General features: G+C 72.3%; 14 protein-coding genes. 1 reads left to right on the top strand and 13 read right to left on the bottom strand.

What is annotated here, in order from left to right; translation table 11 throughout:
• Positions 1–828 carry an enoyl-CoA hydratase family protein gene (locus ACIQ7Q_RS26050; RefSeq protein ID WP_403866778.1) on the bottom strand — a complete coding sequence of 276 codons (828 nt, stop codon included), beginning with the start codon at positions 826–828 and terminating at the stop codon, positions 1–3.
• 264 nt (positions 829–1092) lie between these two features.
• Here ACIQ7Q_RS26050 and ACIQ7Q_RS26045 point away from each other — a divergent pair, with 264 nt between their 5' ends.
• Positions 1093–1518: an ATP-binding protein gene (locus ACIQ7Q_RS26045; RefSeq protein WP_403866775.1), complete on the top strand. Its 426-nt coding sequence runs from the start codon at positions 1093–1095 to the stop codon at positions 1516–1518.
• A gap of 83 nt (positions 1519–1601) precedes the next feature.
• Here the strand turns inward: ACIQ7Q_RS26045 and ACIQ7Q_RS26040 are convergent, their stop codons facing one another.
• From ACIQ7Q_RS26040 to ACIQ7Q_RS25985, 12 genes are all read right to left on the bottom strand, one after another.
• Positions 1602–3032 (bottom strand): amino acid permease, encoded by a 1431-nt coding sequence (locus tag ACIQ7Q_RS26040; protein ID WP_403866772.1) that lies wholly within the window; start codon positions 3030–3032, stop codon positions 1602–1604.
• Positions 3033–3153: 121 nt separating this feature from the next.
• Positions 3154–4185 carry an ornithine carbamoyltransferase gene (argF, locus tag ACIQ7Q_RS26035; RefSeq protein ID WP_403866769.1) on the bottom strand — a complete coding sequence of 344 codons (1032 nt, stop codon included), beginning with the start codon at positions 4183–4185 and terminating at the stop codon, positions 3154–3156.
• 61 nt (positions 4186–4246) lie between these two features.
• Complete coding sequence (locus ACIQ7Q_RS26030; protein WP_403866766.1) at positions 4247–5479, bottom strand: arginine deiminase; 1233 nt, start codon at positions 5477–5479, stop codon at positions 4247–4249.
• Between the two features lie 67 nt (positions 5480–5546).
• On the bottom strand, positions 5547–7754 hold the full coding sequence (locus ACIQ7Q_RS26025) for a hypothetical protein (RefSeq protein WP_403866763.1): 2208 nt from the start codon (positions 7752–7754) through the stop codon (positions 5547–5549).
• On the bottom strand, positions 7751–9865 hold the full coding sequence (locus ACIQ7Q_RS26020; protein ID WP_403866760.1) for a hypothetical protein: 2115 nt from the start codon (positions 9863–9865) through the stop codon (positions 7751–7753). Before ACIQ7Q_RS26020 ends, ACIQ7Q_RS26025 begins: the two co-directional genes overlap by 4 nt.
• Positions 9862–12432 carry a hypothetical protein gene (locus ACIQ7Q_RS26015; protein WP_403866757.1) on the bottom strand — a complete coding sequence of 857 codons (2571 nt, stop codon included), beginning with the start codon at positions 12430–12432 and terminating at the stop codon, positions 9862–9864. Before ACIQ7Q_RS26015 ends, ACIQ7Q_RS26020 begins: the two co-directional genes overlap by 4 nt.
• Positions 12426–16202: a tubulin-like doman-containing protein gene (locus ACIQ7Q_RS26010; protein ID WP_403866754.1), complete on the bottom strand. Its 3777-nt coding sequence runs from the start codon at positions 16200–16202 to the stop codon at positions 12426–12428. The genes ACIQ7Q_RS26015 and ACIQ7Q_RS26010 overlap by 7 nt, the downstream gene beginning before the upstream one ends.
• A gap of 51 nt (positions 16203–16253) precedes the next feature.
• The gene (locus ACIQ7Q_RS26005; protein WP_403866751.1) at positions 16254–18668 is read right to left on the bottom strand and encodes a VWA domain-containing protein; all 2415 of its coding nucleotides are present in this window, start codon (positions 18666–18668) and stop codon (positions 16254–16256) included.
• 6 nt (positions 18669–18674) lie between these two features.
• Entirely contained in the window at positions 18675–19220 is a 546-nt protein-coding gene (locus ACIQ7Q_RS26000; RefSeq protein WP_403866748.1) for a Pycsar system effector family protein, read from the bottom strand.
• Positions 19217–20467, bottom strand: coding sequence for a hypothetical protein (locus tag ACIQ7Q_RS25995; RefSeq protein ID WP_403866745.1), 1251 nt, complete (start codon positions 20465–20467; stop codon positions 19217–19219). Before ACIQ7Q_RS25995 ends, ACIQ7Q_RS26000 begins: the two co-directional genes overlap by 4 nt.
• Positions 20467–22779 carry a hypothetical protein gene (locus ACIQ7Q_RS25990; protein WP_403866742.1) on the bottom strand — a complete coding sequence of 771 codons (2313 nt, stop codon included), beginning with the start codon at positions 22777–22779 and terminating at the stop codon, positions 20467–20469. The genes ACIQ7Q_RS25995 and ACIQ7Q_RS25990 overlap by 1 nt, the downstream gene beginning before the upstream one ends.
• Positions 22776–23627, bottom strand: coding sequence for a hypothetical protein (locus ACIQ7Q_RS25985; RefSeq protein ID WP_403866739.1), 852 nt, complete (start codon positions 23625–23627; stop codon positions 22776–22778). Before ACIQ7Q_RS25985 ends, ACIQ7Q_RS25990 begins: the two co-directional genes overlap by 4 nt.
• Positions 23628–23677 lie beyond the last annotated feature (50 nt).

Raw genomic sequence — 23677 nt, 5'->3', positions numbered from 1 at the left:
TCAGCGGCCCTGCCACTTGGGTGTGCGCTTCTCGGTGAAGGCCGCGTGGAACTCCCTGTAGTCCGCGCCGTTCATCAGCAGTGCCTGCGTCGCCGCGTCCATCTCGACCGCCGCGGCGAGCGGCATGTCGAGCTCTGCGGTCAGCAGCGCCTTGGTCTGCGCGTACGCCAGCGCCGGGCCGTCCGCCAGATGCCGGGCGAGCTCGGCGGCCCGGGCGCCCACCCCGCCTTCTTCCACCAGCTCGCTGATCAGACCGATCCGCTCGGCCTCCGGGGCCCGGACCGCCTCGCCCAGCATGAGGAGACGGGTCGCATGACCGAGCCCGACGACCCGGGGCAGCAGATAGGCCGCGCCCATGTCGCCACCTGAGAGCCCCACCTTGGTGAACAGGAAGGCGAAGCGGGCGGACGGGTCGGCGATCCGGAAGTCGGCGGCCAGCGCGAGCACCGCGCCCGCCCCCGCCGCGACGCCGTGCACCGCGGCGATCACGGGGAACGGACACTCGCGGATCGCCCGTACGACCTGGCCGGTCATCCGGTTGAAGTCGAGCAGCTGGGCGGTGTCCATGGACAGGGTGGCGCCGATGATCTCGTCGACGTCCCCGCCGGAGCAGAATCCGCGCCCTTCACCGCCGAGGACGAGCGCACGCACCGAGCGCTCCCGCGACAGCTCCGCGAGCAGGTCGCGCAGGTCCGCGTAGGCGCCGAAGGTGAGCGCGTTCAGCTTGTCCGGCCGGGCGAGGGTGACGGTGGCCACACCGTCTTCCCTCGTCAGCCGCAGATGGCGCCATTCCTCCGTGCGGGGCGCGGAACCGGTAAAGGGGCTCATGGAGTGGGGCCTCCTTCGGCGCGGGCGGCCTGCTGCTCCGCCTCTGCGCTCGTACGGCACTTCTACGGCACTCGTTCTGCAGACGACGCTATCACCCATTCGTGACTCCCGTCACGAGTACGCGATACGCATGTTCCATCTCGGCAAAGGTCCCGTCCCGGTTGTGGCACAGGTCCCGTGCGGGGCGGGCACTCGCCTCTGGTCCGGCGTCCTGGGGTTCGTAGGGTGGGGAACTGCCCACCGCCGTCGAACGGACATTCAGCCTTGCCCCCAGCCACCGGCCCCGCCTCCTGGCGCATCGCACTGCCGCATACCACTGCGGCCGTGCCCATCGCCCGCGCGTTGGTGCGCGCGGCGCTGGCCGACGGCGATCACCCGGCGCCGCCGGACTGTGACACGGCGGAGTTGCTCACGGCCGAGCTGGTCGCCAACGCCGTCGAGCACACCGACGGCACGACGCCCATAGAGCTTGTGGTGGAGCTGCTCCCGACGGGCTGCCAGGTCGAGGTGCACGACGCCGATCCGGTGCCACCCGGCGACCTCTCACCGGCGGCCCCGATGCCGGAGCCGGATCCGTGGCAGGAGCACGGCCGTGGCCTGCTGCTGATCAGGGCGCTGAGTTCCGCCTGCGGTCACCGGCCGACGCCTCGCGGCAAGGCGGTCTGGTTCACGCTCCCCGCGGAAGCCTGACGAGGCTCGGACGAGGCATCGCCAGGCCTACCAGGCTCGACGATGCCGCGACGGCCGCCGTGACGGGCGAGGCGAGCCCTGCGTCACGCGTCGACGAGCTCCTTCTCCTCGGTCGGCGGCGTCCGGTCCCCCGTGGCCAGCCGGGAATGCCGGCGCCCGTAGAGCGCGTAGACGAGGGCTCCGACCAGCAGGAACACCGCGAACTGCACCCAGGTCGGCCAGCCGGTCCCCCACATCAGATAGAGGCAGCAGGCGACGCCGAGAGCGGGCGTGAGCGGGTACAGCGGCACCCGGAACTTCGTCTCCGTCCCCGGGTACCGGCGGCGCAGCGCGATCACGGCCACGTTGACGGCGGCCATGACGGCGAGGGTGCCGATGGTCGTCAGGTTCATCACCACGTCGAGCGGTACGACGGCGGCCGGGACGGCGAATGTCGCGGCGACGATCCAGGTGTTGGCGACCGGGGTGGCCGTCTTCGGGGAGACCCGTTCGAAGACCCGCGGGATCAGGCCGTCGCGGGACATGGACAGCAGGATCCGGGTCTGCCCGTACATCACGGCCAGGACGACGGAGGCGATGGCGACGACCGCGCCGAAGGCGATCACTCCGCCGCCCACGCCGGATCCGGTGACGTCCCCCACGATCAGCGACAGCGCGGCGGGCTTGTCGGCTACGTCGTCCGCCGACATCGCGCCGATGGCGGCGAGCGCCACGAGGCAGTAGAGCAGCGTGACGACGCCGATGCAGATCATGATCGCGAGCGGGATGTTGCGCCGGGGATTCTTGACCTCCTCACCCGCCGTGGTGATCGCGTCGAAGCCGATGTACGAGAAGAAGGCGAGCGACGCGCCGGAGGTGATGCCCGTCAGGTGGTGCGGCGAGAACGGCGAGAGGTTGTCCGACGTGTAGGCGGTGAAGGCGATGGCGCAGAAGAGCACCAGGATCGCGATCTTGACCACGGCCATGACGGCGGTGGCGCGGGCGCTCTCACGCATGCCGCGGACCAGGAGCAGCGCGGCGAGGATCATCACCACGACGGCCGGGACGTTGGCGATGCCGCCCTCGCCGGGCGGACTGGACAGCGCGGTGGGCAGCGAGAGGCCGGTGAGGCTGTTCAGCAGCTCGTCGAGGTACTGGCCCCACCCGACGGCGACCGCGGAGGCGGAGACGCCGTACTCGAGGAGCAGGCACCAACCGACGAGGAAGGCGACGCGTTCGCCGAGAGTGGCGTAGGCGAACGAGTAGGAGCTGCCGGAGACCGGGATGGCGCTGCCCAGCTCGGCGAAGGAGAACGCGGTGAAGATGCAGGTGATCGCCGCGAGGACGAAGGACACGACGACCGCGGGGCCGGCCTCGGCGACGGAGTCGGAGAGGCCGACGAAGATGCCGGTGCCGACGATGGCACCGACACCGAAGCACACGAGCTGGAAGAGACCCATGGTGCGTTTGAGGCCGTGGCCCTCGATGTCCGCGCCGGAGTCGGCGACAAGCTGGGCTGGGCTCTTGATGCGCATGGGGCCGTTCTCTTCTGCAGTCGTACGGAAACACAAGGGGGCCCGGGCGTGCGAGCCCGGACCCCACTGATGGCGGACATTCTAGCCCGCTTTACGCATGATCACCCAATCAGGCGTATTGCTATACGGTTGCCCCGTTCTCGCCCGCAGTGATGCCGGCGAGCGTGGCGACCATGACCGCCTTGATGGTGTGCATCCGGTTCTCCGCCTGGTCGAAGACCACCGAGCACTCCGACTCGAAGACCTCGTCGGTGACCTCCAGCTCGGTCAGCCCGTGTCGCGCGTGGATCTCCCGGGCAACCGTGGTGCCGAGGTCGTGGAAGGCGGGCAGGCAGTGCAGGAACTTGACGTCCGTGTTGCCCGTGGCGCGCAGCACGTCCGTGGTCACCGCATACGGCGCGAGCGCCTTGACCCGCTCGTCCCAGACCTCCTGGGGCTCCCCCATCGACACCCATACGTCGGTGGCGACGAAGTCGGCTCCGCGCACGCCCTCGGCGATGTCCTCGGTGAGGGTGACAGTGGCTCCGCTTTCGGCCGCGGCCCTGCGCGCCTCAGCGACGATCTCTTGTGCCGGCCAGTAAGCCCTGGGGGCGACGATCCGGACATCCATGCCGAGCAGGGCGCCGGTGATCAGGTAGGAGTTGCCCATATTGAGGCGGGCGTCGCCGAGGTAGGCGAACGAGATCCGCTCCAGGGGCTTGTCGCTGTGCTCGGTCATGGTGAGCACATCGGCGAGCATCTGCGTGGGGTGCCATGTGTCGGTGAGCCCGTTGTAGACGGGCACCCCGGCGTGCGCGGCAAGCTCCTCGACGGTGCCCTGGGCGTCGCCGCGGAACTCGATGGCATCGAACATCCGGCCGAGCACCCGCGCGGTGTCCTTGGCGGACTCCTTGCTGCCGATGTGGGAGCCTGCGGGGTCGATGTACGTGGTCGAGGCACCCTGGTCGGCGGCGGCCACCTCGAAGGCGCAGCGGGTGCGGGTCGACGACTTCTCGAAGATCAGCGCGATGTTCCTGCCGCGCAGCCGCTGGATCTCGCTGCCGGCGCGCTTGGCGGCCTTGAGCTCGGCGGCCAGGCCGACGAGGCCGCGGAACTCCTCGGCGGTGAAGTCGAGCTCCTTGAGGAAGTGGCGGCCCTCGAGATGTATCGCCATGATGGCTGCTCCTGCGTGGCGGATGCGATGACAATGGAACTCTATACGATCCAATGCATTGCTATACAGCTTCTCTTTCCACGGGGCAGCTCATACAGCGGGGCCCGCCGCGGCCCCGGCCCAGTTCGCTGCCAGGGATCTCGATGACCTCGATGCCCTGCTTGCGCAGATGGGTGTTGGTGGTCACATTGCGTTCGTACGCGACGACGACGCCCGGTTCGACGGCCAGGACGTTGCAGCCGTCGTCCCACTGCTCGCGCTCCGCCGAGTGCACGTCCTGCGTCGCGGTCAGCACCCGGATGTCCTTGAGCCCGAGCGCCGCCGCGATCGCGTCGTGCATCTGCTCCGGCGGGTGGTCGCTGACCCTCAGGCTGCCGGTGCCCTCGGCCGGCTCGATGGTGTAGGAGCGGAGCATGCCGAGCCCCGCGTACTGGGTGAAGGTGTCGCCGTCGACCATCGCCATGACGGTGTCCAGATGCATGAGCGCGCGCCGCTTGGGCATGTCGAGGGCCACGATCGTGCGGGCGGAACCGGCCGCGAAGAGCCCGCGGGCCAGCATCTCGACCGCCTGCGGCGTGGTGCGCTCGCTCATCCCGATCAGTACGGCGCCGTTGCCGATCACCAGCACGTCACCGCCCTCGATGGTGGACGGGTAGTCGTCCTGCCCCTCCGACCAGTGATGGAACGGGTCCACCTCGGGACCGACGAACAGCGGGTGGTGCTTGTAGATCGCCTCGAAGTGCACGGTCTCGCGTCGCCGGGCCGGCCAGCGCATGGCGTTGATCGAGACGCCGTCGTAGATCCAGGCCGAAGTGTCGCGGGTGAAAAGGTGGTTGGGCAGCGGATGGAGCAGGAAATCGTCCAGATCCATCACATGGAAACGCACCGATGTCGGCTCCGAATGGCCGGCGAGGAACTCCCGCTTGGTCATCCCGCCGACCAGCGCCTCGACCAGGTCAGAGGTGGGCAGTTCGTCGAAGGCCGCCCGGAGATGGCCGGTGGCGAGCGGACCGTACTCCTTCTCGTCGAAGACGCGGTCCAGCACCAGCTTTCTGGCCTCGGGGATCTCCATCGACTCGCGCAGCAGATCACCGAAGAGATGCACCTCCACTCCTCGGTCGCGCAGCACGTCCGCGAAGCCGTCGTGCTCCTGCCGGGCGCGGCGCACCCAGAGCACGTCGTCGAAGAGCAGTGCGTCCTTGTTGCTCGGAGTGAGCCGTTTCAGCTCGAGATCGGGCCGGTGCAGTATGACCCGGCGCAGCCGCCCGGTCTCGGAGTCGACATGGAATCCCATGCCCCCATCCTGGCCGGGCGGACCGCCGGACACACGCCGTACGCGGATCTTCGGCCATGAGCGGCCGTCAGGACCTCGCGACAATCCAAACGAGCAGGGTGATCACCAGTACGCCGAAGCCTGCCAGGGCGAAGAGGAAGTTCCTGCCGTGACCGGCCGCCCCCTGCGACGCGTGGCCCGGTGCGCCCGCGGGCTGCCGCGGGGCCCGCCGGGACCGCTCCGGATCGTCCGGCGCGTAACGGGTACGGGTCTGCGGCTGCGAGGTGGGGGCGGGCGGCGGTTCCGGGTCGCGGTGCACCTGCCTGCCGGGCTCGGGCCCATGGCGGCGCGGCTCGGGGGCGTTGCGTGGCGAACCATGGCGCTCGGACGGGTGCCGCTCGGGCTCTTGGCGTTGCGGCTCGAGGGGGCGGGGGTCCTGCCGTCCGGGCATGCGGGACGCGGACTGCGTGGGCGGCGGCTGCTCGGGGGGCGCCTGAAGGCGGCCGGAAGATGCCGGGGAGCGGCGCAGCAGTTCCTGCCACACCTGGAACGTGATCCCCGGATCGTCACGGCCCGTCAAGATCTGTTCGGCCGTGGCCAGCTTGACCCGGTCGTCCCCGCGGTACATGCGGGGCAGCAGTTCGGCCAGTTGCTCGCCGACGTCCGGTTCCGCCGCGAAGGGCCGCACCGCCCAGCGGTACAGCGCGGCCGCGTTGGCGGCGCGCACCGGCTCGTCCGGGTCGCCCGGAGCCTGCGGGGCCCGGCGCGCCAGAAGGAGGTCCTGCCGCAGGACGGCCCGGCACAGTTGCCTGCGCTCGGCGGGCGGCCAGTCCGGCCAGCGGTCGGCGATACGGCGCACGATCAGTGTCAGGGCGGTGTACGAGGGCTCGCTCACGAGCACCCGGAGCAGGTCCGTGTCGCCGGCGTCCCCGAGCACGTCGGCCTCTTCCCGCTCGTCGCGGCAGGCCTGCAACCGTGCCGCAAGCACATCGGCGCCCAGAGCGGCGGGCTTGCGGCCGAGGACCGGCAGCCGGCGCCGCACGCCGCTCGGCTCCGGCCAGGTGGGCCGCACCACCGGCAGTGCCTCGGCGCGCGGAGCACCAGTCGTCGGTGGCGGTGGCGGTGGCGGCATGGTGGGAGGCGCGGGCGTCTCCGCGCGGGCTGCGGGGAAAGGCTGCGGCTGCGGGTCGAAGGAGGAGCCCCGGCTGCTGCCGTACGAGGAGAGCGAGGACGAGGCGGACGGCCCGCCGAACAACTCGTCCACCGGCGCCCGCTCCGACACGGGCCGCCCGGGCTCATGCCGCTCCGCCATGGGCCGCCCGCGCTCGTGCCGCTCCCCTTCGGGCTGAACCGGGTGCGCTCTCCGCTCACGCGGCGCGCGGCGCTCCAGGGAGGCGAGCGCGTCCTCGGCGGCGGCCACCAGCATCCGGCCGTCTCGCGCCGCACCGGGGTGGGACAGCGCCGCGAGCAAGGCATCCGCGAGCTCGAACTCGTGCGCGTCGCCGCGTGCGACCGCGCGCAAATAGCCGCGCACCAACTGCTCGGCCACCTCCCGGGGCCGGTCGTCGGGCGGCTCCCAGGGGTCGGTGCGCACCCGCGGCCCGTCCTGGTCGGGCGAACTGGGCCAGCGGCTCACGAACATGAACCCGAGTTGCCGGCTGTCGGCTGTGTCGTGCGTCGCGAAGGTCCATGCCCGGGGCAGAGCTCTGCTGAAGATCCCGTACAGACCCCAGAGCAGACAGCACGGCCCGTCGTCGCCCATGCGGTCCAGCACGGTGTAGAGCCCGCCGGGATTCCGCAGCACCTCCGCCGCGACCGCCGTGAGCTCCGGCGCGGCATGCGCAAGGCGGCCGGCCAGCTGTCGCCCGCCGGCGAGGGCGGACTCCCCGAGGGCCGCGAGCGGAACGGGATCGAGCGCGCCGCGCACCTCACCGACCGGTATCCCGCTGCCCTCCCAGTTCCAGTCGTACAGACCGAGGCAGGTCTCGGCGTCGAGGCTCTCCTCCGGCCCGTACAGGGCGTGGCACAAGGTGTCCTGGCGTCCGCCGTGGCCGCGCCAGGGCCTGCGGTGCACCAGCATCGCCGTCGGCGAGTCGTCGCTCACCAGGCGCACGAGTGCCGGGGACGTGTCCCGGCCCGCCGACCGCAGCAGGTGGGAGATCGGCCTGAACAGCCGGGCCACCTCGCTGCGTTCGCCGGACCAGGCGACCGGTCCGAAGCCGGTGTTCCCCAGCGGGTTGGCGCCGTCCCAGCGGAAGACGATCTGGTCCACCGCCCCTGCCCGACGTGCCGTCATACCCCTGTCTCCCTCAACTCGGCCCCGGGCAGCAGCCCGCACATCGCGAACACGGAAAGCAGCGGAGCCAGGACCCGACGCGGCCGTACGCCGTGCGGGAAGGTCTCCCCCTGCTCCTGGCCGCCGGTCGCCGCCACGAAGTGCAGCGTGCAGCGGGCACAGTCGTCGAACGGTTTCAACCACGCCTTGCTGCCGTGGTGGCGGACGAAGGCGTGGACGTCGCGGCTCTCCTCGCGCAGTTGCCTGTCGTCCAGCAGGGGCGGCAGGCCGCGGGCCAGCCAGCGGTCGACCGAGGGGTCGAAGCGGATCAGGTCGCTCTTGTTCAGCGCCACGGCCGCAGGAGCCTCGATGTACGGGCCGCTGCGCGGGATCCTGCCGAGCACGGTGGCGAACGCCTCGTCACCCAGGTCGCGCCGGGCCAGACCGGTGCGCTCGCGGACCGGGTCGAGCTGGGGGATGCGCAGGGCACGCAGGGGGTCGAGCACGAAGATGAACGCGCCCACGCCCATGAGGAACCGCGTCACGTCACTGTTCTGTGCGAGGTCCTCACCGGCCAGGTCGAAGAAGACCACCGGACGCGTCCCCCCGGGACCGGAGACCAGCAGGCCGTCGGCGAACTCGGCGAACCGCACCTGACCGGTCCGCCGCAGTACCTCTCCCCGGTGCAGCGGATGCACCATCTCGTCGAGGTACTCCCGGTGCTCCTCCGGGTTGAGGGGCAGGCACTTGAGCCCGTACGGCTCGAGGCCGCCCTGCTCGATCTCGCCGAGCATCGCGGCCAGCAGATGGGTCTTGCCCGCCGCGGAACTGCCGACCATGGCGACGGTGAGCGGCTCGCCGCTGGTGAGGTAGGGGACGGGCAGCCGGTGAGGCTGGTTCTCGTCCGCGTGCGGGCACATCTGGAACGCCTGGCGCAGGGCGTCCTGACGGTGCATCGGGCGGCGTTCCGTGCTCAGGTCCAGCTTCTTCTGCTCCCTTCTGCTGTCGAGGGTGAACAACTGCGTCTCGTCGTACTGCACGGGCAGCAGGCAGTGCGGGCACAACGGGGGCGTCCCCGGCAGGGGCGCCGCCGCCGGAACCTCGGGCCGGACGACGGCGGGCCGGCCACCGCCCAGGAGCCACCGCAGCGAGCGGCGCGCCGGGATCTCCGCCGGCTCCTCGAACGTCTCCTCGTCCCGGTCGAGCCCGAGTCGGGAGCGCTTCTCCGCGAGCCTTTCGTCGAACTCGGTGCGTGCGCCGGCGAGCGGATCCGCGGCGGAGGAGACCGCGGCGAGCGGGTCGCTCACATTGAGCAGGCGCAGGAGTTCGGCCGGCCGCGCCCGCGCTTCCGCCCGGGGAGCGAACGCGCCGGCCTCCCCGAGCGCGGCAAGTCTGCGGAATTCGTCGAGGTCGTCGGGAGCCCCGTCGGCGCGGCCGTGCCGTCCCGAGAGCAGGAAGTACATGAGCTGCGCCACCGACCACAGGTCGTCCCGGGGGTCGGCGGTGCCCTGACCGTCGCGCTGCTCGGGCGATGCCCAGGGAGCCTCGCCGAACGATTCGCGGGGCTCACCGACCCGCTGGGTGCGGTACGGCTCGCACAGCCGTACGTGGGACCCGTCCCAGCGGACCGTGTACGGGCTGATGGCCCGGTGCACCAGCCCGGCCTCCTCCAGCAGACGCACCGCCAACGTGAGCTGGCTGAGCACCTTGAACTGGTCCGCGACGGTCAGCGCGCCCTGCCAGGCGGCGACGGGCCGGCCGCCCGGAGCCTTGTAGAGGACGAACGGCTCCGGCGCGTCGAGATGGAAGCCGACCATGCGGGTGAACAGCTCGCAGTAGGGCTCGGAACCGAAGCCGCGCTCCACCGCCATCGCCGCGCTCAGCTCCCTCTCGAGCGCGCTGTATGCGCCGGCGACTCCGCTCGCCGAACGCGGCAGCCGGTACTGGAGCACCCGCCAGCCCTTGCCGAGCACCACTTGGCGGGCGGAGAACGGCGCCCACTCGGTCCGGTGGACGTCGTCGGCGAATCGGGCGGCGAAACGGACGAGGTCCTGCCGGGGTGTGTAGAACTCCAGCTCCTCCATGGCCTCCACCGATGTCACCGCGTCGCCCGAGTTGTGCGGCAGGGTCATGGCGCCCCGCCCTCCTCTCCCCTGACCGACCTGACCGTCTCCGGCCGCATCGGCACCAGCTTCAGCACCCCCGCATGCCGGCCGCCCGCTGTCCAGACCACGTCCTCGGCAGTGGGCCAGGCGTCCTGACCGGTGTCCGGCTCGGCGCCCCTGCGCATGGCCTCCGGGGCGAAGCGGAACAGACGTGCCGCGTGCGGGTCCTTGGAGAGCAGCCGACGGTGCTCGGCACCGCAGAGCGGGACCAGGTGCTCGGCGCCGCCCTCGCCGAGGAGGCGGCCCACCCGGTCGGCGGAGACGCCCAGCAGGCTGGCGATACCCGGCCGGTTCGCGGGGTCGGGGGCGTACGGCGGCGCGGCGGCGGCTCCGTCCCTGCCGAGCCGCCGCTGCTCCTCGTCGAGGAGTTCGTCCATCCGGGGGCGCAGCGACGCCCCGCCCGCGGTCGCCGGTTCACGCTCCACGGCGGCCCAGCGGGTCGCGAGGATCCTCACGGTCCCCTGGGTGAGGTCGCCGACCAGGGTGTCGACCAGTTCCGGTCCGCCGTCGCCGGTCTCCCGCTCGAGCCAGGGCAGCGCGTCGGCGCCCGAGCCGGACGGCCACAGGTCGCGCAGGGCGTGCTGCTGCTCGTCGGCAGGCGGTGTTGCGTCGGCGCCCTCCGGCGCCCAGGCCGGTTCCGGCCACGGCGCGGGCCGCGGCACCGCACGGTCGGTGCCGGAGCCCGGACCCGGGGCTGGGACGGCGTCCGGCGCGAGCGATTCGGACCACGGGTCGTCGGACCAGTCGTCGGCGCCGCTTCCCCAGCTGTCCCAGTCGAAGCCGCCCCCCGCGCCGCCCGCCGCACCGGCCGGCGGACCGACCGGTTCGTCCACCGGCAGCGGCCGGCCGGCGGCCGAGCCGGCGCGCAGTCTGGCCTCCACGGTGTCGGCAAGACCGCGCACCAGCAGCGCGACGGCACGGGACGCGTCGGAGCAGTGGTAGCGCGCGTCGGCGAGCAGCCAGTCGTGCACGACGGTGTCGGCCAGCAGTTCGTCGATCTCCGAGACGGCGCGGGAGGCGAAGGTCCAGTCGGTCTGCGACCACCAGTTGTCGACTGCCGCCGTCCAGTCGCGAACCGCCAGCAGCATCAAGGCGGTCACGGCGGCGACCAGGGCGACCGGGCCCACCCACGTCGGCGGCGACAGCGCCAGGCCGGCGGCGGCACCGATCACGCCGCCGGCGACGCCCGCGAGGAGACGGGTGAGGGCGCGGGTGTCGCCCCCGCCGTCGAGGCGGCCGTCACGTGAACGGCCGGGCCGACGCCGCAGCATCAGTACGGCCGGCGCCGCGGCCACCAGCCCGGTGAGCGGGCCGGTGACCCAGCCGGTCACCGGCCACAGCCCGGCGACGCAGCAGATCAGGAAGGCGAGTCCGGCGTCACGGCCCCACGGTCCCGGCGTCGTGAAGCGTGGTGGCAGGGAGAGTTCCGCGACCCTCTCCGGCGGACAGGCTTCGTCGAGCCGCCGTAGCCGGGCCGTGCTCCCGGCCGGCGCCGACCGGTCGGCGAGCGCGATGAGCCGTGCGGCGACCGATCGCAGCGGAAGCCTGCCGCCGAGCAGACGCTCCGTGTGCCCGCGCAGGGCCGGGCCGACGCTCGCACGGGTGACTTCCGGGACCTCGGTCAGCTCGATGCCGCGCTCCAACAGGCGGCTGCGCTGCTCGGGGAGGATCCGGTCGCCGCCGCCGTCGCCGAGTGCGCCCGCGACCTCGGCGCGGAAGGCCGCCAGCGCGTCGGCGAGACGCTCGAACCGTGCGGGCAGGTCGGCCTCCTGGCCTGCCCTGCCGAACAGACCCGCCGCGCCGCGGATTCCTTCGTAGACCTCCCTGGTCTCGTCCAGGGCGTCCAGGCACTCCGTGTGCCGGTCGTCCATCCGTCCCCCGGGGACCAGCCACGGGCGGTCGGCGAGGCTGCGCGGCACCGACTGGCCGAGCAGAAGGGAGAGTCCCGGCGCGAGACCCTCCTGGGTCCCCGTCCCGGAGGATGCCCCCCGGGGCGGGGGCACGTGAGCCGGTACGTCCTGACCGGCGAACTGCTCCAGGGCCTGCCGCCAGGATCGGGACCGCGCGTCGTCGGTCAGGTCGTGTTCGAGCACACGGACGGCGAGCACGGCGACGCCCTGCGGCACGTCGGCCAGTTCCCGCAGCACCGAGTCGAAGGCTGCTGATTCCAGCAGGAGTTCGACCAACGGACGCAGCGACGCGTCGAACCTCTCGGTCCCGGGAGCGGCACCCGCGAGAGTGTCCGGGAGCCACAGCACGCCCGCCTCCGGCGGGCCGAGCGGCAGGGGCCTGCGGAGCTGTCGCTGTTCCGGCGCGCCCACCGCGAGGCACAACAGGCGGGCGGGGCCGTGGGAGTAGAGCCGTTCGTGGAGCAGTTGGTGGCCGACGAGGTCCGCCGCGCCGTCGATGATGAGGAACCGCCGGGTGGGGTCGTGTTCCGTCTGCTTGAGCGCCTCTTCCACGGACGCCGAGGCGCCGTCGCGGATGTCCACGACGACGACACCGCCCGCGGGGCTCTGAGTCCGGTTCACCATCGGTCGCCGTCCCGGTGCTGGTCGTGCTCCTGGTTCTTGTCCTGGTCCTGGTCCTGGTCCCGGTCCTGCCGTCCCCAGTCGCCGTGGTCCCACGGGTCGGCGCCGCCGCCGGGCGGCCCGGAGTGGGCCGAGGCCTCATCGGGGTCACGGCGGGGCGGGGGCCGGTGGTCGTAGGCGTCACGGCCCGGGGCGGGTTCGCGGTCGTACCCGGCCTCACGGTCACGACCCGAAGCCGGTTCGCGATCCCACCCGGCCTCACGGTCACGACCCGAAGCCGGCTCGCGATCCCACCCGGCCTCACGGTCACGACCCGAAGCCGGCTCGCGATCCCACCCGGCCTCACGGTCACGACCCGAAGCCGGCTCGCGGTCGTACCCGGCCTCACGGTCACGACCCGAAGCCGGTTCGCGATCCCACCCATCGTCACGACTCGAAGCGGGCGCGCGGCCGTACCCGTCGTCACGACCCGAAGCCGGCTCGCGGCCGTACCCCTCACGATCGCGGGCGTAGCCATCCCGATCGCGGGCGTGCCCGGGCTCCCAGGCGGGGTCCTCGTCCTGGCCCCGGCCGTCCCGCCGTTCGCCGCGGGCGTCCGGTGCCTGTTCCGGGCGCGGCGGCGGGATCGGCCCGGTGTCACGGCGTCGGGCGCCGCCCTGGGCGTGGCGTTGGTGCAGCGCGCGCAGGGAGGGGCGGGTGGGGCGGGTCGCGCCGGGGAAGCGCATGTCCAGCGCGCCCGGGAAGGTCTGCTCCCAGAAGTCGCGCAGCGGTACCAGCCACTCCTCGTCCTCCGCGCCGAACTCCCCGGTCAGCTCCTTGATCAGCGCGAGCTGGCGGGGTGCCACCTCGTGCACCAGCCGCAGGAAGAGCGGTGACGGCGCGTCGGGCGTCGTGGCGAGTCCGTTGGGCTGGGCGCTCATCAGACGCTCGCACACCTCCTCGACGATCCGGCCCTCGTCGAGGAGGGCCCACTCCTCGTAGGCCCGCAGCAGCCCGGCCCAGCTGGAGACGTTGTCGTCGAATGCCTCCAGACGCAGCGTCATGGTGGCCGCGCCGCCCTCCTGGAGGCGGATGCGGATCTGATCGGGCGAGTCGGGCGAGCCCTTGATGTCGACCAGGCCGTTCCACACCGCGCACAGGATGCGGTGCAGGATCCGCCGCCGGTCCTCCTCGGTGCTGGCCAGCCAGTCGTCCCGGTAGCCGAGGCGCTGGCGCCAGTGGAGGAAGTCGTCCACACCCGCCGCGTTCCGCGCTTCCGCCCACAGCCGCAGCACGTGCCGCACCTCGGAGATGTCGGTGAGGCTCATGCCGCTCCGGAACAGCACGACCGTGATCGACTCGGTGTCCACGGCCCTGAACTCGGGCACCGTCCCGTAGGGCAGGCGCAGTTCACGCCGCAGGAAGGCCGCCGCGCCGGACCCGGCCTCGCTCTGCGGGTGCACGATCAGCACCTTCAGCGGACCGCTGCCGTCCGGCTCGAATCCGACGGGGAGGAGTCCGACGAGCTGGGAGCGGAACTGCTCGAGCCATCTGGCGTCCACCTTCGCGGCGGCGTCCTCGTCACCGGCCGCGGCCTGCAGCAGCACTCCGAGGGAGGGCAGCAGCGGGCGGTCGCCGAGCACGCTCGACTCCACGAACAGTCCCTTGACGCGGCGTTCGATGACCTGCTTGATCTCCTTGACCGCGGCCTGCGGCGAGCGGCGCACCGACTCCAGGGCGCGCATCCAGTCGTCCGGCCGGATCAGCTTGGCCACCAGGCGCGCGGCGCCCGGATTCTCCGGGAGGTCCTCGTGCTGGTAGAGCCTACGGATCACGTCGTCGTAGAAGGCGGCGAGCGTGTTCTGCGGAGGCAGCAGGTACAGCACACCCTTGCGGTCCTTGCGGTAGAGCTCCTTGCGCCGCTCCGCGAAGAACTTCCGCTCCTCCTCCTCGTGCCCGCGCAGCGCCTTGACCAGCTCGCCGATCTCCTTGGTCGTGCGCAGCAGCGGCGGGCGCCAGCGCGTTTCCTGGTCCTTCCAGCCGCGGTGCCACTTCTGCCGGGACCGCCACTCGTACCAGGCGTTCTGCTCCTCGAGGGCATGCTGCACGTCGGGGTCGCCCCAGCGGGCCGGGACGAGCCCGCCGACCGCCCGCTTGATCAGCGGGATCTGTGGCGGGTGGACATCCACACCCTCGGCGCGTTCCGGGTCGTTCCTGCGGTTGTCCAGCATGCCGACGAACCCGGCTTCAGCGACGCGCTGGGGGTGCCCGGGCAGTCCGGTGAGCAGCTTCTCCAGCTTGAACGGGTCGACAAAGCCCAGTAGTTCACGGGCGCCCGGGCCGGGCCGGAACTCGTCGACCAGCCGTGGGACCTCGATGTCGAGTTCGCGCTGGAGCCGGCCCAGCGCGTCGTCCATGTCTCCGAGCCGGTTCCGCAGGGCCTGCATGATGGCCCTGGTGCCCCTGGGCAGCGGGTCGGGCGGTGTCACGACGGGTGCCTCGCGGGCCCACAGCGCGCCAATGGCGGAGCGGTCGAACATGTCGCGGACCCGTTCGGTGCCGTCGTCGGCGGCCTTGCGCGCCTCCTCGTCCATGGCCCGCACGGCCTGCGCCAGCAGCCGGCCCGCCACTATCTCGGCGAGGTCGTCGACCGGAACGGTCAGTGAGGCGGCGAGGCTCGTCGACATGGACCGGTGGCCGATGCCCGACTTCGACGGCTTGGACCGCTCCACGCTCTTGTTGACGAAGCTCGCAGCGAACGACTGGTAGTCGCCTTCGGTACGGCCCGGGCCGTTGTCGTCGCCGAGTTCCGTGCCGATGAGGGACATCACCATGGCGGTGATGGAGCGGCGGAGGTCCTCCGGCTCGATGCCCGCGGTGCGACTGAACAGGAAGGCGGTCTGCACCGTCGAGGGGCGCAGCGCGACCAGGCCCTCTCCGGGGTAGCGCACGCCGAGCGTGCCGTGCTCCTCCACGTCACCGAAGTCGGACCGGGCGCTGGGAACGTTCTGGTCGTCGACCAGTCGGGAGAGGTCCACCAGGGCGCGGGACGAGTTGAGTTCGGCCTCGCGTCCACCGCCGGCCTCGGGCGGGAAGGCCGAAGGCATGACGACCAGCGGATAGATCTTCACCCCCTTGACCTTGGACTTGCGGAACTCGTGCCCGATGAGGTGGATGAAGTCGTAGAAGATGCCGGCCCCGGTCCCGCCGGCCACGGAGAACGCCACGAACACGTCGCATCCGCGGATCTGTCCGCCGCCCATCTCCCGCAGGTCGCCCTGGCAGGCGCTGATCGCGCCGATCGCCTCACGCAGTTGACGAAGCACCGGCTCGAGTCCGCTGCGGAGCGTCGCGAAGAGCGCCGACCTGCCCACGGTCGGCAGTTGCCCTGCCCCGGTGTGCAGGGGGGCGACCCTCGGCTGCCGCTCCTGCGGCGGCAGCCAGTCGTGCGTCTCGTCGTGCAGCGCGACGCGCAGCATCCTGGCCACTTCGGGCGAGCTGTCGTAGTCGGTCGGGAGCAGGTCGTGGATGACCCGTGAGGTGCGGGCGTGGGCGGCGGCCTCGCCCGCTTTGAGGCCGGCGGGCTGCAGCTTGTCGAGTTCGGACTCGCTGAAGTCCGCGTAGACGAACTGCAGGCAGTCCGGCAGTTGGAAGGGCAGCCGACGGCCGTCGGTGACCAGCTTGTTGCCGTCGGGACCGCACAGCTCCCGGCGCAGTCCGCGCTCCAGGTCCGCGCCGATCCGGGCGCCAGTGCCGCCCAGACCGACGTAGAGCATGGGCTGGTAGATCTTCATGTGGTCTCTCCTTGCGCCGTCGTCGACGGCCGCTCATGGCCGGGAGGGGCTTCAGAAGTTGGGGTCGCGACGCCCGGTGGTGCCGCGTTGCCCCGGGGTTACGGAGGCGTCGCCGCGGCTCCGGCCGCCGCGTGGGCCGCTCCCGTTCGAGGAGCCCGCGGGGCTGCCGCCTCGGGGGCGCGGCATCCGCCACCGGCCGCCTCGACCCCCGCCGTCGCCCGGTCCGCCGCTCCCGTCGCGGCCGGTGCGGCTGCCTCTGCCGGCCCGGCCGGGGCCGGAGGCGGTACTGCCGTCGCCGACGACGAGTTCGAGCCCGTCGCCGAGCGCGGTCGCTTCGCCGGGCCCGACGCTCCGTTCCCGGCCGCTCGGGGGCTTGAGCAGCATCTGCCCGGCCGTCGTGCGCCGTAGGCGGTACGCCTGGGTGCCGCCGCGCCGTAGCGCGGGCGCCCCTCCGCCGGAGCGGTCGATGCTGAACAGGAACTCGCCGCCGGTGCTCTGACCGGACCTGACGGTCAGCGTGTCCGGCCGCTGTCCCTGCGCCCGCAGTTCGAGCCGTACTCCTGTGAGGTCCCGTCGCTTGGCTCCGGCCTTGTGGCGTACGACGGCGACCGCTGCCAGTGCGAGCAGCAGCAGCGCCGCTGCCGAGAACGCCCACCACCACTCGTCCCACAGGGTGGGCTTCTTGGTGACGTGCACCCCGAGGAAGACGTTGTCCACCACCCGGTCCCGGTCGCCGAGGTCGGTCACCGTGATGCGTCCCGACAGTTCCCCGAGCGGGGCGTCCGCGCCGAGGGTGACGGTGAACGGGGTGGAGCTGCCGCCGGGTGCGGCGTTCACCGTGGCGGGGGTGATGCGCAGGCCGGACCCGGGCGGCTGGTCGGCGAGCGCGAGACGCAGGGTGTGCGGCCCGGAGTCGTTGTTGGTGACGTCGAGGGTTCCCGTGAACGTCCCGCCGGGGTGGAGCTCGCCACGGTCGACGGTCAGTCCCGCGGTGAGCACCGGCGTGCCCTCGGAGACCCGCGCGTGCAGGGGACGGCGGTCGCTGGTGACGCCGGGTGCGGCCATCTCCGTGACGACTTCGATTTCCCCGGAGGCGGTCTCGGGTACGGTGACGCGCCCGCTGTAGCGCACGTCGTCCGCCTGTGCGTCCGGTTGCTTGCCGTTGTCGGCCAGCGGCACGACGACCGGGTCGAACCCGGCACCGGACATCCGCGCCGAGACCCGTACGCCCTTCAGCAGCTCGGGGTCGGTGATCACCACGCCGCGGCGGGTCTGCATGCGGACCTCGACGACGGCCTCCTCACCCGGTCGCGGGGAGGCCGGGCCGAGGGTGACGGCGGACCGCAGTCTGCCCTGCCAGATGGCGCGTACGGCGACCTCACGGTCGCGGTGGCCCTCCGGCGCCTCGATGTGCACCCGCCATTTGCCCGGCAGCGGGTTCTTCACCCGGAGCGCTTCCACCGGGCCGTCCTGTCCGCTGCTCTCGAAGGAGGAACCGGCGAACTCGCCCTGGGTGGGCACTCGTCGGCCGTCGGGGTCGTAGTAGGTGACGGTGACCTTGGGGTCGTGCTTGCCGACGGTGATGGAGCCGTCGGTGGCGATGGGCGGGATCGTGACGTGCAGGTCGGCGGGCGGTTTACCCACGGTGCCGTGGGCCAGGCCTGCGCAGCGCGCGGCGGCGAAGGTCTCCTGGAGGGCCTTGTCGATCTGCGCCGAGCTGCCGACCACGCGCATCTTGGGGGCCGAGCCGGGCCGGTCGGTGCATCCGTTGCGGAATCCGCCCTCGGCCATCCTGGTCAGCGCGGTGCGGTCGATCTTGTCGCCGAAGCCGAGCGGCCAGATCTGCACGGACTCCTTCCGCGCGCGGGCCAGTTCCTCCGCGAGGCGTTTGGCCCCGTTGGCCTGGCGGCTGGTCTTGTCGGTGCCGTACTCCGGGCTGTCGGAGACGTCGAGCCGGCCGTCGGTGAGCAGGAAGACGACCTTGGGGACGTTCTCGGCGTCGTCCTCCGTGAGCCGGTCGACGGCCTGCCGCACGGCGGCGGGGAAGTCCGTTCCCGGCCCCATCGTCTTGTCGTCCCTCTCGCCCAGCTGCTGGACGCAGTCGCTCAGCCGCTGGCGCCCGGCGGTGTCGGCCGTCGTCAGCGCGCACACCTCGCGGACCGGTGACTGGCCCTCTTTCTCCGAGCTGCCGAAGCCGATCACGGCGGCGCGGGACCGCTCGGAGATCTCGCCCTGCGTGATCAGCGAGGCGGCTTCCACCTCACGGGCCAGGTCGTCGTCGGACAAGCTGTCCGACTGGTCGACCACGACGGCGAAGTCGATCGGGTCGGGTCCGTCGGCCGCCGGGGCGGCCGCCGTACGCTGCGGGCCGCCCGGCCCGGCGGACACCTGCGCCGGTGCTGCTGCCACCAGCGTCAGGAGCACGCAGGCCAGAACCGGCGCATTGGTCTTGCGGATCAGTCTCATCGTCTCTCACCACAGCTCGCCGAAGAGGACCAGCAGCGCGCCGAGGGTCAACGAGCAGACCCCCATGCGCAGCCACCGGTATTTGGCGGCCAGGACCGCCCCGTGCACCCGTGCCTGGCCGACCAGCCAACGCACGACGTCCTCACCCGACTCGGAGAGCCGGGCGAGGAGTACATCGGCCGGTGTGCCGACCGAGAGATCCCGCAGGAACGTGCTGTCCGCGCCGGTGCGGGTGCGGGGCAGTATCACGCCGACGAGCATCAGCACGCCCGCCGCGCAGAACAGCAGACCGGCCGTCACGACGACTGCCGCCGGGCGGGAGGCCGGCAGCGGGAGTTCGTTGCGCGAGAAGGCGACGGCCAGCGCGGCGACCGCCCCGGAGAGCAGGATCGCCGCCTTGGCATCGGCGCGGCCGATGTCCTCACGCACGGAGTTGAGCAGCCGCTCCGCCACGAACCGCACATCGGGCCCGGCATCCGTGCCGGGCGGCGGGGCGGGGTCGGGGCCCGGCGGCGGCGCGGGGTCGGGGCCGGGCGGCGGGGCAGCGCTCATTCGTCACCCCAGTCGTCGAAGTCGGCGCTGGGGCGGGCATCCCGCGGCCCGGCCGTGCGCAGACCGTCGCGATCCCTGTCCCGATCGCCGTCGCGGGCGCGGTCCCGACCGCCGTCGCGGTCGCGTTCCGCGGACGACTGCACCCGCGTGGGTTCGTAGATGTGCCCGTCGTCCTCGGGATTGCCGGCCGGACCGGCGGGAGCGGCGTCCTCCGGCTCCTCGTCCCAGAACGGTCTTCTGGGCTCCGGGGTTTCGTCCGAACCTGCGGACAGCGCCGGCCTGTCCCCGCCGGACGTCAGGACCCGGTCGGTGACTCCGCCGATGACACGGCTGTTGTTGTCGCGCAGGTAGCGAAGCACCTCGTACATCTGCTCGCCGACGTCGTGGCGCTCGAGCATGCCCGCGTCGAGCAGCCGGTTGAAGAGGTTCAGGTAGTCGGCCTGACCCTCCCGCTTCTCCTGCCGGATCGCCTGGCGGATCTCCCACACCTTGTCGGGGTTGCTCGCCATCAGATGGATGATCTCGGCCTCCTCGCCGCGCCGCAGGACCTGTTCCAGCTCGGCGGCCCGGCCCGCGACCCGTTCCCGTTCGTACCTGTCCCTGTGGCGTTCCGCCTCGGCCTGCGCCCGGTCCTTCTGCATCTCGAAGGTGACGTTCTCGACCTCGACCACCCGGTCCCTGACCTGCTCGCTGAGGTCGATGAAGACGTGCACACGGGTGCGCAGACCGAGGTCGCGGCCGAGGTCCATCCGCCCGGCCCGCAGTTCCGCCTGGACGGCCTCGTCCGCGCGCTGCGCCTCTGTCAGCCGGAACCGGCGCGACACCTGGCGCAGCCCGTACAGCAGGTCGCCCCGCAGCATCTCGCGGACGTCCCAGACGGCCTTCTCGACGATCAGGTGGGGGTCGTCGACCTCCCACTGCACCTCCGCCGTCGCCTGGAAGGACTGGGCGTCGCCGGCGGCGGGCAGGGCCAGTTCGAAGGTGGTCACATGGCGCCCGAGGAGCACCTCGAAGACGCTGAACGGCTGCCCGAACCACGGTTTGTCGTGGTCCTCCCTGCGGCTCGGCCAGAGCACGCTGTGGCCGCCGTTGGAGTACAGGCACACCGCCGCCACCTGCCCGCTGCGCCGCTGGTACGGCAATGCGCATTCACGCAGCAGGGGGCCCTTCCGCGGTCCGTCGGGAGTCTGCGGTGCGTGGGGGCTTTCCTGCTGCGCGGGATGCTCTCCGGCGCCTGACGGGGTCATCACATCGCTCCTTCCGCCGCCGCGTCCCACATCAGGCGGGCGGCGTTCTTGTCCAGCGGGTCGTCCTCGTCCCGCACCAGCCGGGCCAGCAGGTGCCGCACCCGGTCGCGGTCCCTGCGCTCCTCGGTGATCAGCGGGAGGAAGCCGCACATCAGGTCCAGCTGGGCCGGGTCGTCGGCACACTGGCGCAGCACGCGCCCGAGGGCGTCGAGCGCCACCTCGCCCGACCTGGCGGTCTCGAGGGTGAGAAGCACGAGGTCGGCGAGCTTGCGCACCAGGGGGCGGTGGGTCGCGATGAGCGCCACGAGCAGCGGACGTCTGGCGTGCGCCTCGAGCGCGTCGGTCTCCTGAAGGCCCCACAGGTAGGTGGTGCGCGTGGTGAGCGTGCCGAGCACACTCAGCAGCACCAGGTCGGCCAGCTCCCGCCGGCCGCCGCGCAGCCAGTCGCCGAGCCTGGCCACGACCGTCTCCGGTTCCACACCGGCGAGCAGTCGGGTGACGCTGAACGCCGCGTTGGACAACACCGTCACGTCCCCGGTGCGGACGGTTTTCGCCAGCGCGTCGAGGGAGGCACGGACGGAGCCGGCCGCCATGCCGTAGCCGTGGGTCAGCAGGGCGGTCGTGACCAGCGTGTCCCGGTCGGACGCGGCCCACTCCTTGAGCAGCGCGCCGACCGCGGGCTGCACCGCCGGGTCCCTGGACGCCTCCGCGAGCGCCGTGGCGGCGGACATCTGCTGTACGGGGCTGTCCACCGCCGCCATCGGGACGATCAACTCGCCCGCCCCGTACACCCAGTCCCAGGAGCACAGCACCCCGGCGGCCACGGAGGCACGCACCCACACGTGGGGCCGCGGGTCGTCGCAGAGTGCGCGCAGCCACCGCACCATCGGTCCGCGCACATTGTGATAGCCGTGCCAGACCTCGCGCAGAACGGCGGTGGCGAGTGCTTCGCCCTGGAAGCGGATGGCGCGCACCGGGATCTGGGCGTCGCCCAGATCGAGCTCCGCGTCCTCGACCACGGAGCGGGCCAGGACCGGCCGTTCGTCGGCGTGCGTACCGAACAGCCTTCTGCCGAGGGCCTGTTCGGGGTCGAGAGTGACCGACATCTCCCAGGCGAGCTGCTCCGCGGCTTCCGCCGCCAGGCCGTAGGGCGACCCGTTGAACACGGCCACCGCGATACGGAAGGCGGCCGCGTTGATCGTGGGAGCGGCCTCGGGGAGGGTGCCGGGGCGGTCGGCGCCCGCGAACCACGAGCGTGCCTGTGCTCGTACGAAGGTGGCGCAGCCGTCGAGGAGCTCGTCCTTGCCGATGTCGCCGCGGTGGTGCCGGGCGAGCAGATCGGCGAGGCGGGCGGCCTCCCGGGGCCGTAGCTCGTCGAGTCCGAGTGCGCCCCGGACGTCGTCGTGACGGGCCAGTTCCCGGCAGCTGTCGAGGGCTTCCTGCGGCTCGTCGCCGAGCCGGATGCGCAGATGGCGGTGGAGCACGTCCTCGGTCCCGGGCGGCCGGGAGTGCATGCCGTAGCGGCCACGCAGCAGCCGCTCGGCCAGATCTCCGGGCTCGACGAGAACGACACCGAAGGCCTTTGCGACCAGCAGCAGCCGGCTGAAGCGGTCCAGATGCAGTTCGGAGAGTCGGCCGGGGCCGCCTGCGGCCTCCCGTCCGTCGGCGCCGGGGCTGCGGCCGCCGTCGCGGTGCAGTTCCTCGGAGGGGAGCTCCAGCAGGTGCCCGTACTGTTCCTTGAGCATCTCGCCGGTGAAGGTGTGCACGGCCTGGCTGGGGTCGAGCCGGGTGACCTGGTTCTCGGTCAGTTCGGCGAGCAGTGCGAGGGCTGTGGCCTTGCGGCCGCTGCCCCGTTCGCCGCACAGGACCAGCAGACCGCACTCGCGAAGCCGGGACCGCATCCGGCCGTACCCGGGCGATTCGCAGTAGACGCCGGCGAGCGTTCGCAGTTCCTCTGCGGGGACCGGTCCGTCGAGCAGGGCCGGGCCGACGCCCGCGCCGAACTGGCTGATGAAGTAGTTGCCGTGGAAATACTGGCCGTCGTCGCCGAAGTTGACGACGCGTTCCGCCTGCCGGGGTGCGAACGTCCGGCGTGCGGCGTGGGCGGTCCCGGATCCGCCGGTGCCGCCTGCCGAACCGATCGGGTTGCGGCCTGCCGTCGCGAAGGGGTTGGGCGCCTCGGGTGTCGGCTCCGCGCCGTCCGGCGCGCCGGCGCCGGCCTCGGCCTCTGCGGGGGGCCTCTGGTCGGCCACGGGTGGTTTCTCGTCCGCCGGGCCGCCGTCGGCCGGCGGGGTCTGGTCCTGGTCGCTCATGCCGCATCACCCGGGTCGGGTGCGCCGGTTCCGCGGTCCTTGCGGATGCCGGTCACCGGCGCGTGGAACACGTTGTTCTCGAACGCCGCCACGTCACCCCGCGCATTGATCTGCGTCCCGGTGCGTGGCGGGGCGGAAGGCGGTGGGCCGTCCCCCTGTACCGGCCCACCGCCGGTCGGTGCTCCCGGTGCGTCGGCCGCACCGGGGGTCCCCGCGCCGCGCCCCTGACCGGCACCCGGCAGGTCGTCCGGCCGGTCCTCGGGCAGGGTCGGCACGGGTAACCGCGGGATGTGGAACCAGGCTTTCTCGTCGGTCTCCTTGAACCGGACCCGGGCGCTGCGGTACGTCTCCGGCTCCACGTAACGGCCGCCCTCCGCGACCACGTTGGTGTAGAGCCAGTCGGACACGACCAGCAGCAGGTCGGAGCCGGGGGCCAGCTCCATCGTCCGCTTGGCGGTCGGGCTGTCGCAGAGCCGGGCCGCCAGGTCCACGGCCCGTCCGACCAGCCCTCTGCCGTCGTCGAGCACCGGCCCTGCGTTCATCCCGATGCGCAGCCGCAGACGGTGGGCGCTGCCCGCGTTGTGTTCGCGCAGGCTCTGGAACAGGGTGTCGGTCCAGGTGCCGACCATCAGCGTCGGCGGTACGCCTGGATCGAGCGCCGCGAGGATCCCGTCTCCGCGGTCCTCCTGGTGGATACGGCGCATGTCGACGCCGACGGCGCTGTACGCCTCGGTGAACGCCCCGTACATGGCGTTCCGCATGCGCCGCTTCGCTTCGAGGCCCATGGTTCCCGAGCCGCAGGCGTCCCCGAACACCACCATTCTGTTGACGGCTGCCGCACTGTTCACTGGGACCCCCTGGGTGCTGTTCGTCTCGGAGAAAAGACTGGGCGCATCGG

It is taken from the genome of Streptomyces sp. NPDC096176 (assembly GCF_044763255.1).
Taxonomy (GTDB): Bacteria; Actinomycetota; Actinomycetes; order Streptomycetales; family Streptomycetaceae; genus Streptomyces.
This window is presented reverse-complemented; position numbering and strand designations above follow the sequence as displayed.

What these genes read in the sequence shown, in the direction of transcription:
- ACIQ7Q_RS26030 (WP_403866766.1), bottom strand. Translation starts at nt 5,479, where the DNA reads ATGGGATTCCATGTCGACTCCGAGACCGGGCGGCTGCGCCGGGTCATA.
- ACIQ7Q_RS26005 (WP_403866751.1), bottom strand. Translation starts at nt 18,668, where the DNA reads ATGAGACTGATCCGCAAGACCAATGCGCCGGTTCTGGCCTGCGTGCTC.
- ACIQ7Q_RS26015 (WP_403866757.1), bottom strand. Translation starts at nt 12,432, where the DNA reads ATGGTGAACCGGACTCAGAGCCCCGCGGGCGGTGTCGTCGTCGTGGAC.
- ACIQ7Q_RS26020 (WP_403866760.1), bottom strand. Translation starts at nt 9,865, where the DNA reads ATGACCCTGCCGCACAACTCGGGCGACGCGGTGACATCGGTGGAGGCC.
- argF (WP_403866769.1), bottom strand. Translation starts at nt 4,185, where the DNA reads ATGGCGATACATCTCGAGGGCCGCCACTTCCTCAAGGAGCTCGACTTC.
- ACIQ7Q_RS26040 (WP_403866772.1), bottom strand. Translation starts at nt 3,032, where the DNA reads ATGCGCATCAAGAGCCCAGCCCAGCTTGTCGCCGACTCCGGCGCGGAC.
- ACIQ7Q_RS25995 (WP_403866745.1), bottom strand. Translation starts at nt 20,467, where the DNA reads ATGACCCCGTCAGGCGCCGGAGAGCATCCCGCGCAGCAGGAAAGCCCC.
- ACIQ7Q_RS26000 (WP_403866748.1), bottom strand. Translation starts at nt 19,220, where the DNA reads ATGAGCGCTGCCCCGCCGCCCGGCCCCGACCCCGCGCCGCCGCCGGGC.
- ACIQ7Q_RS26025 (WP_403866763.1), bottom strand. Translation starts at nt 7,754, where the DNA reads ATGACGGCACGTCGGGCAGGGGCGGTGGACCAGATCGTCTTCCGCTGG.
- ACIQ7Q_RS26010 (WP_403866754.1), bottom strand. Translation starts at nt 16,202, where the DNA reads ATGAAGATCTACCAGCCCATGCTCTACGTCGGTCTGGGCGGCACTGGC.
- ACIQ7Q_RS26050 (WP_403866778.1), bottom strand. Translation starts at nt 828, where the DNA reads ATGAGCCCCTTTACCGGTTCCGCGCCCCGCACGGAGGAATGGCGCCAT.
- ACIQ7Q_RS25990 (WP_403866742.1), bottom strand. Translation starts at nt 22,779, where the DNA reads ATGAGCGACCAGGACCAGACCCCGCCGGCCGACGGCGGCCCGGCGGAC.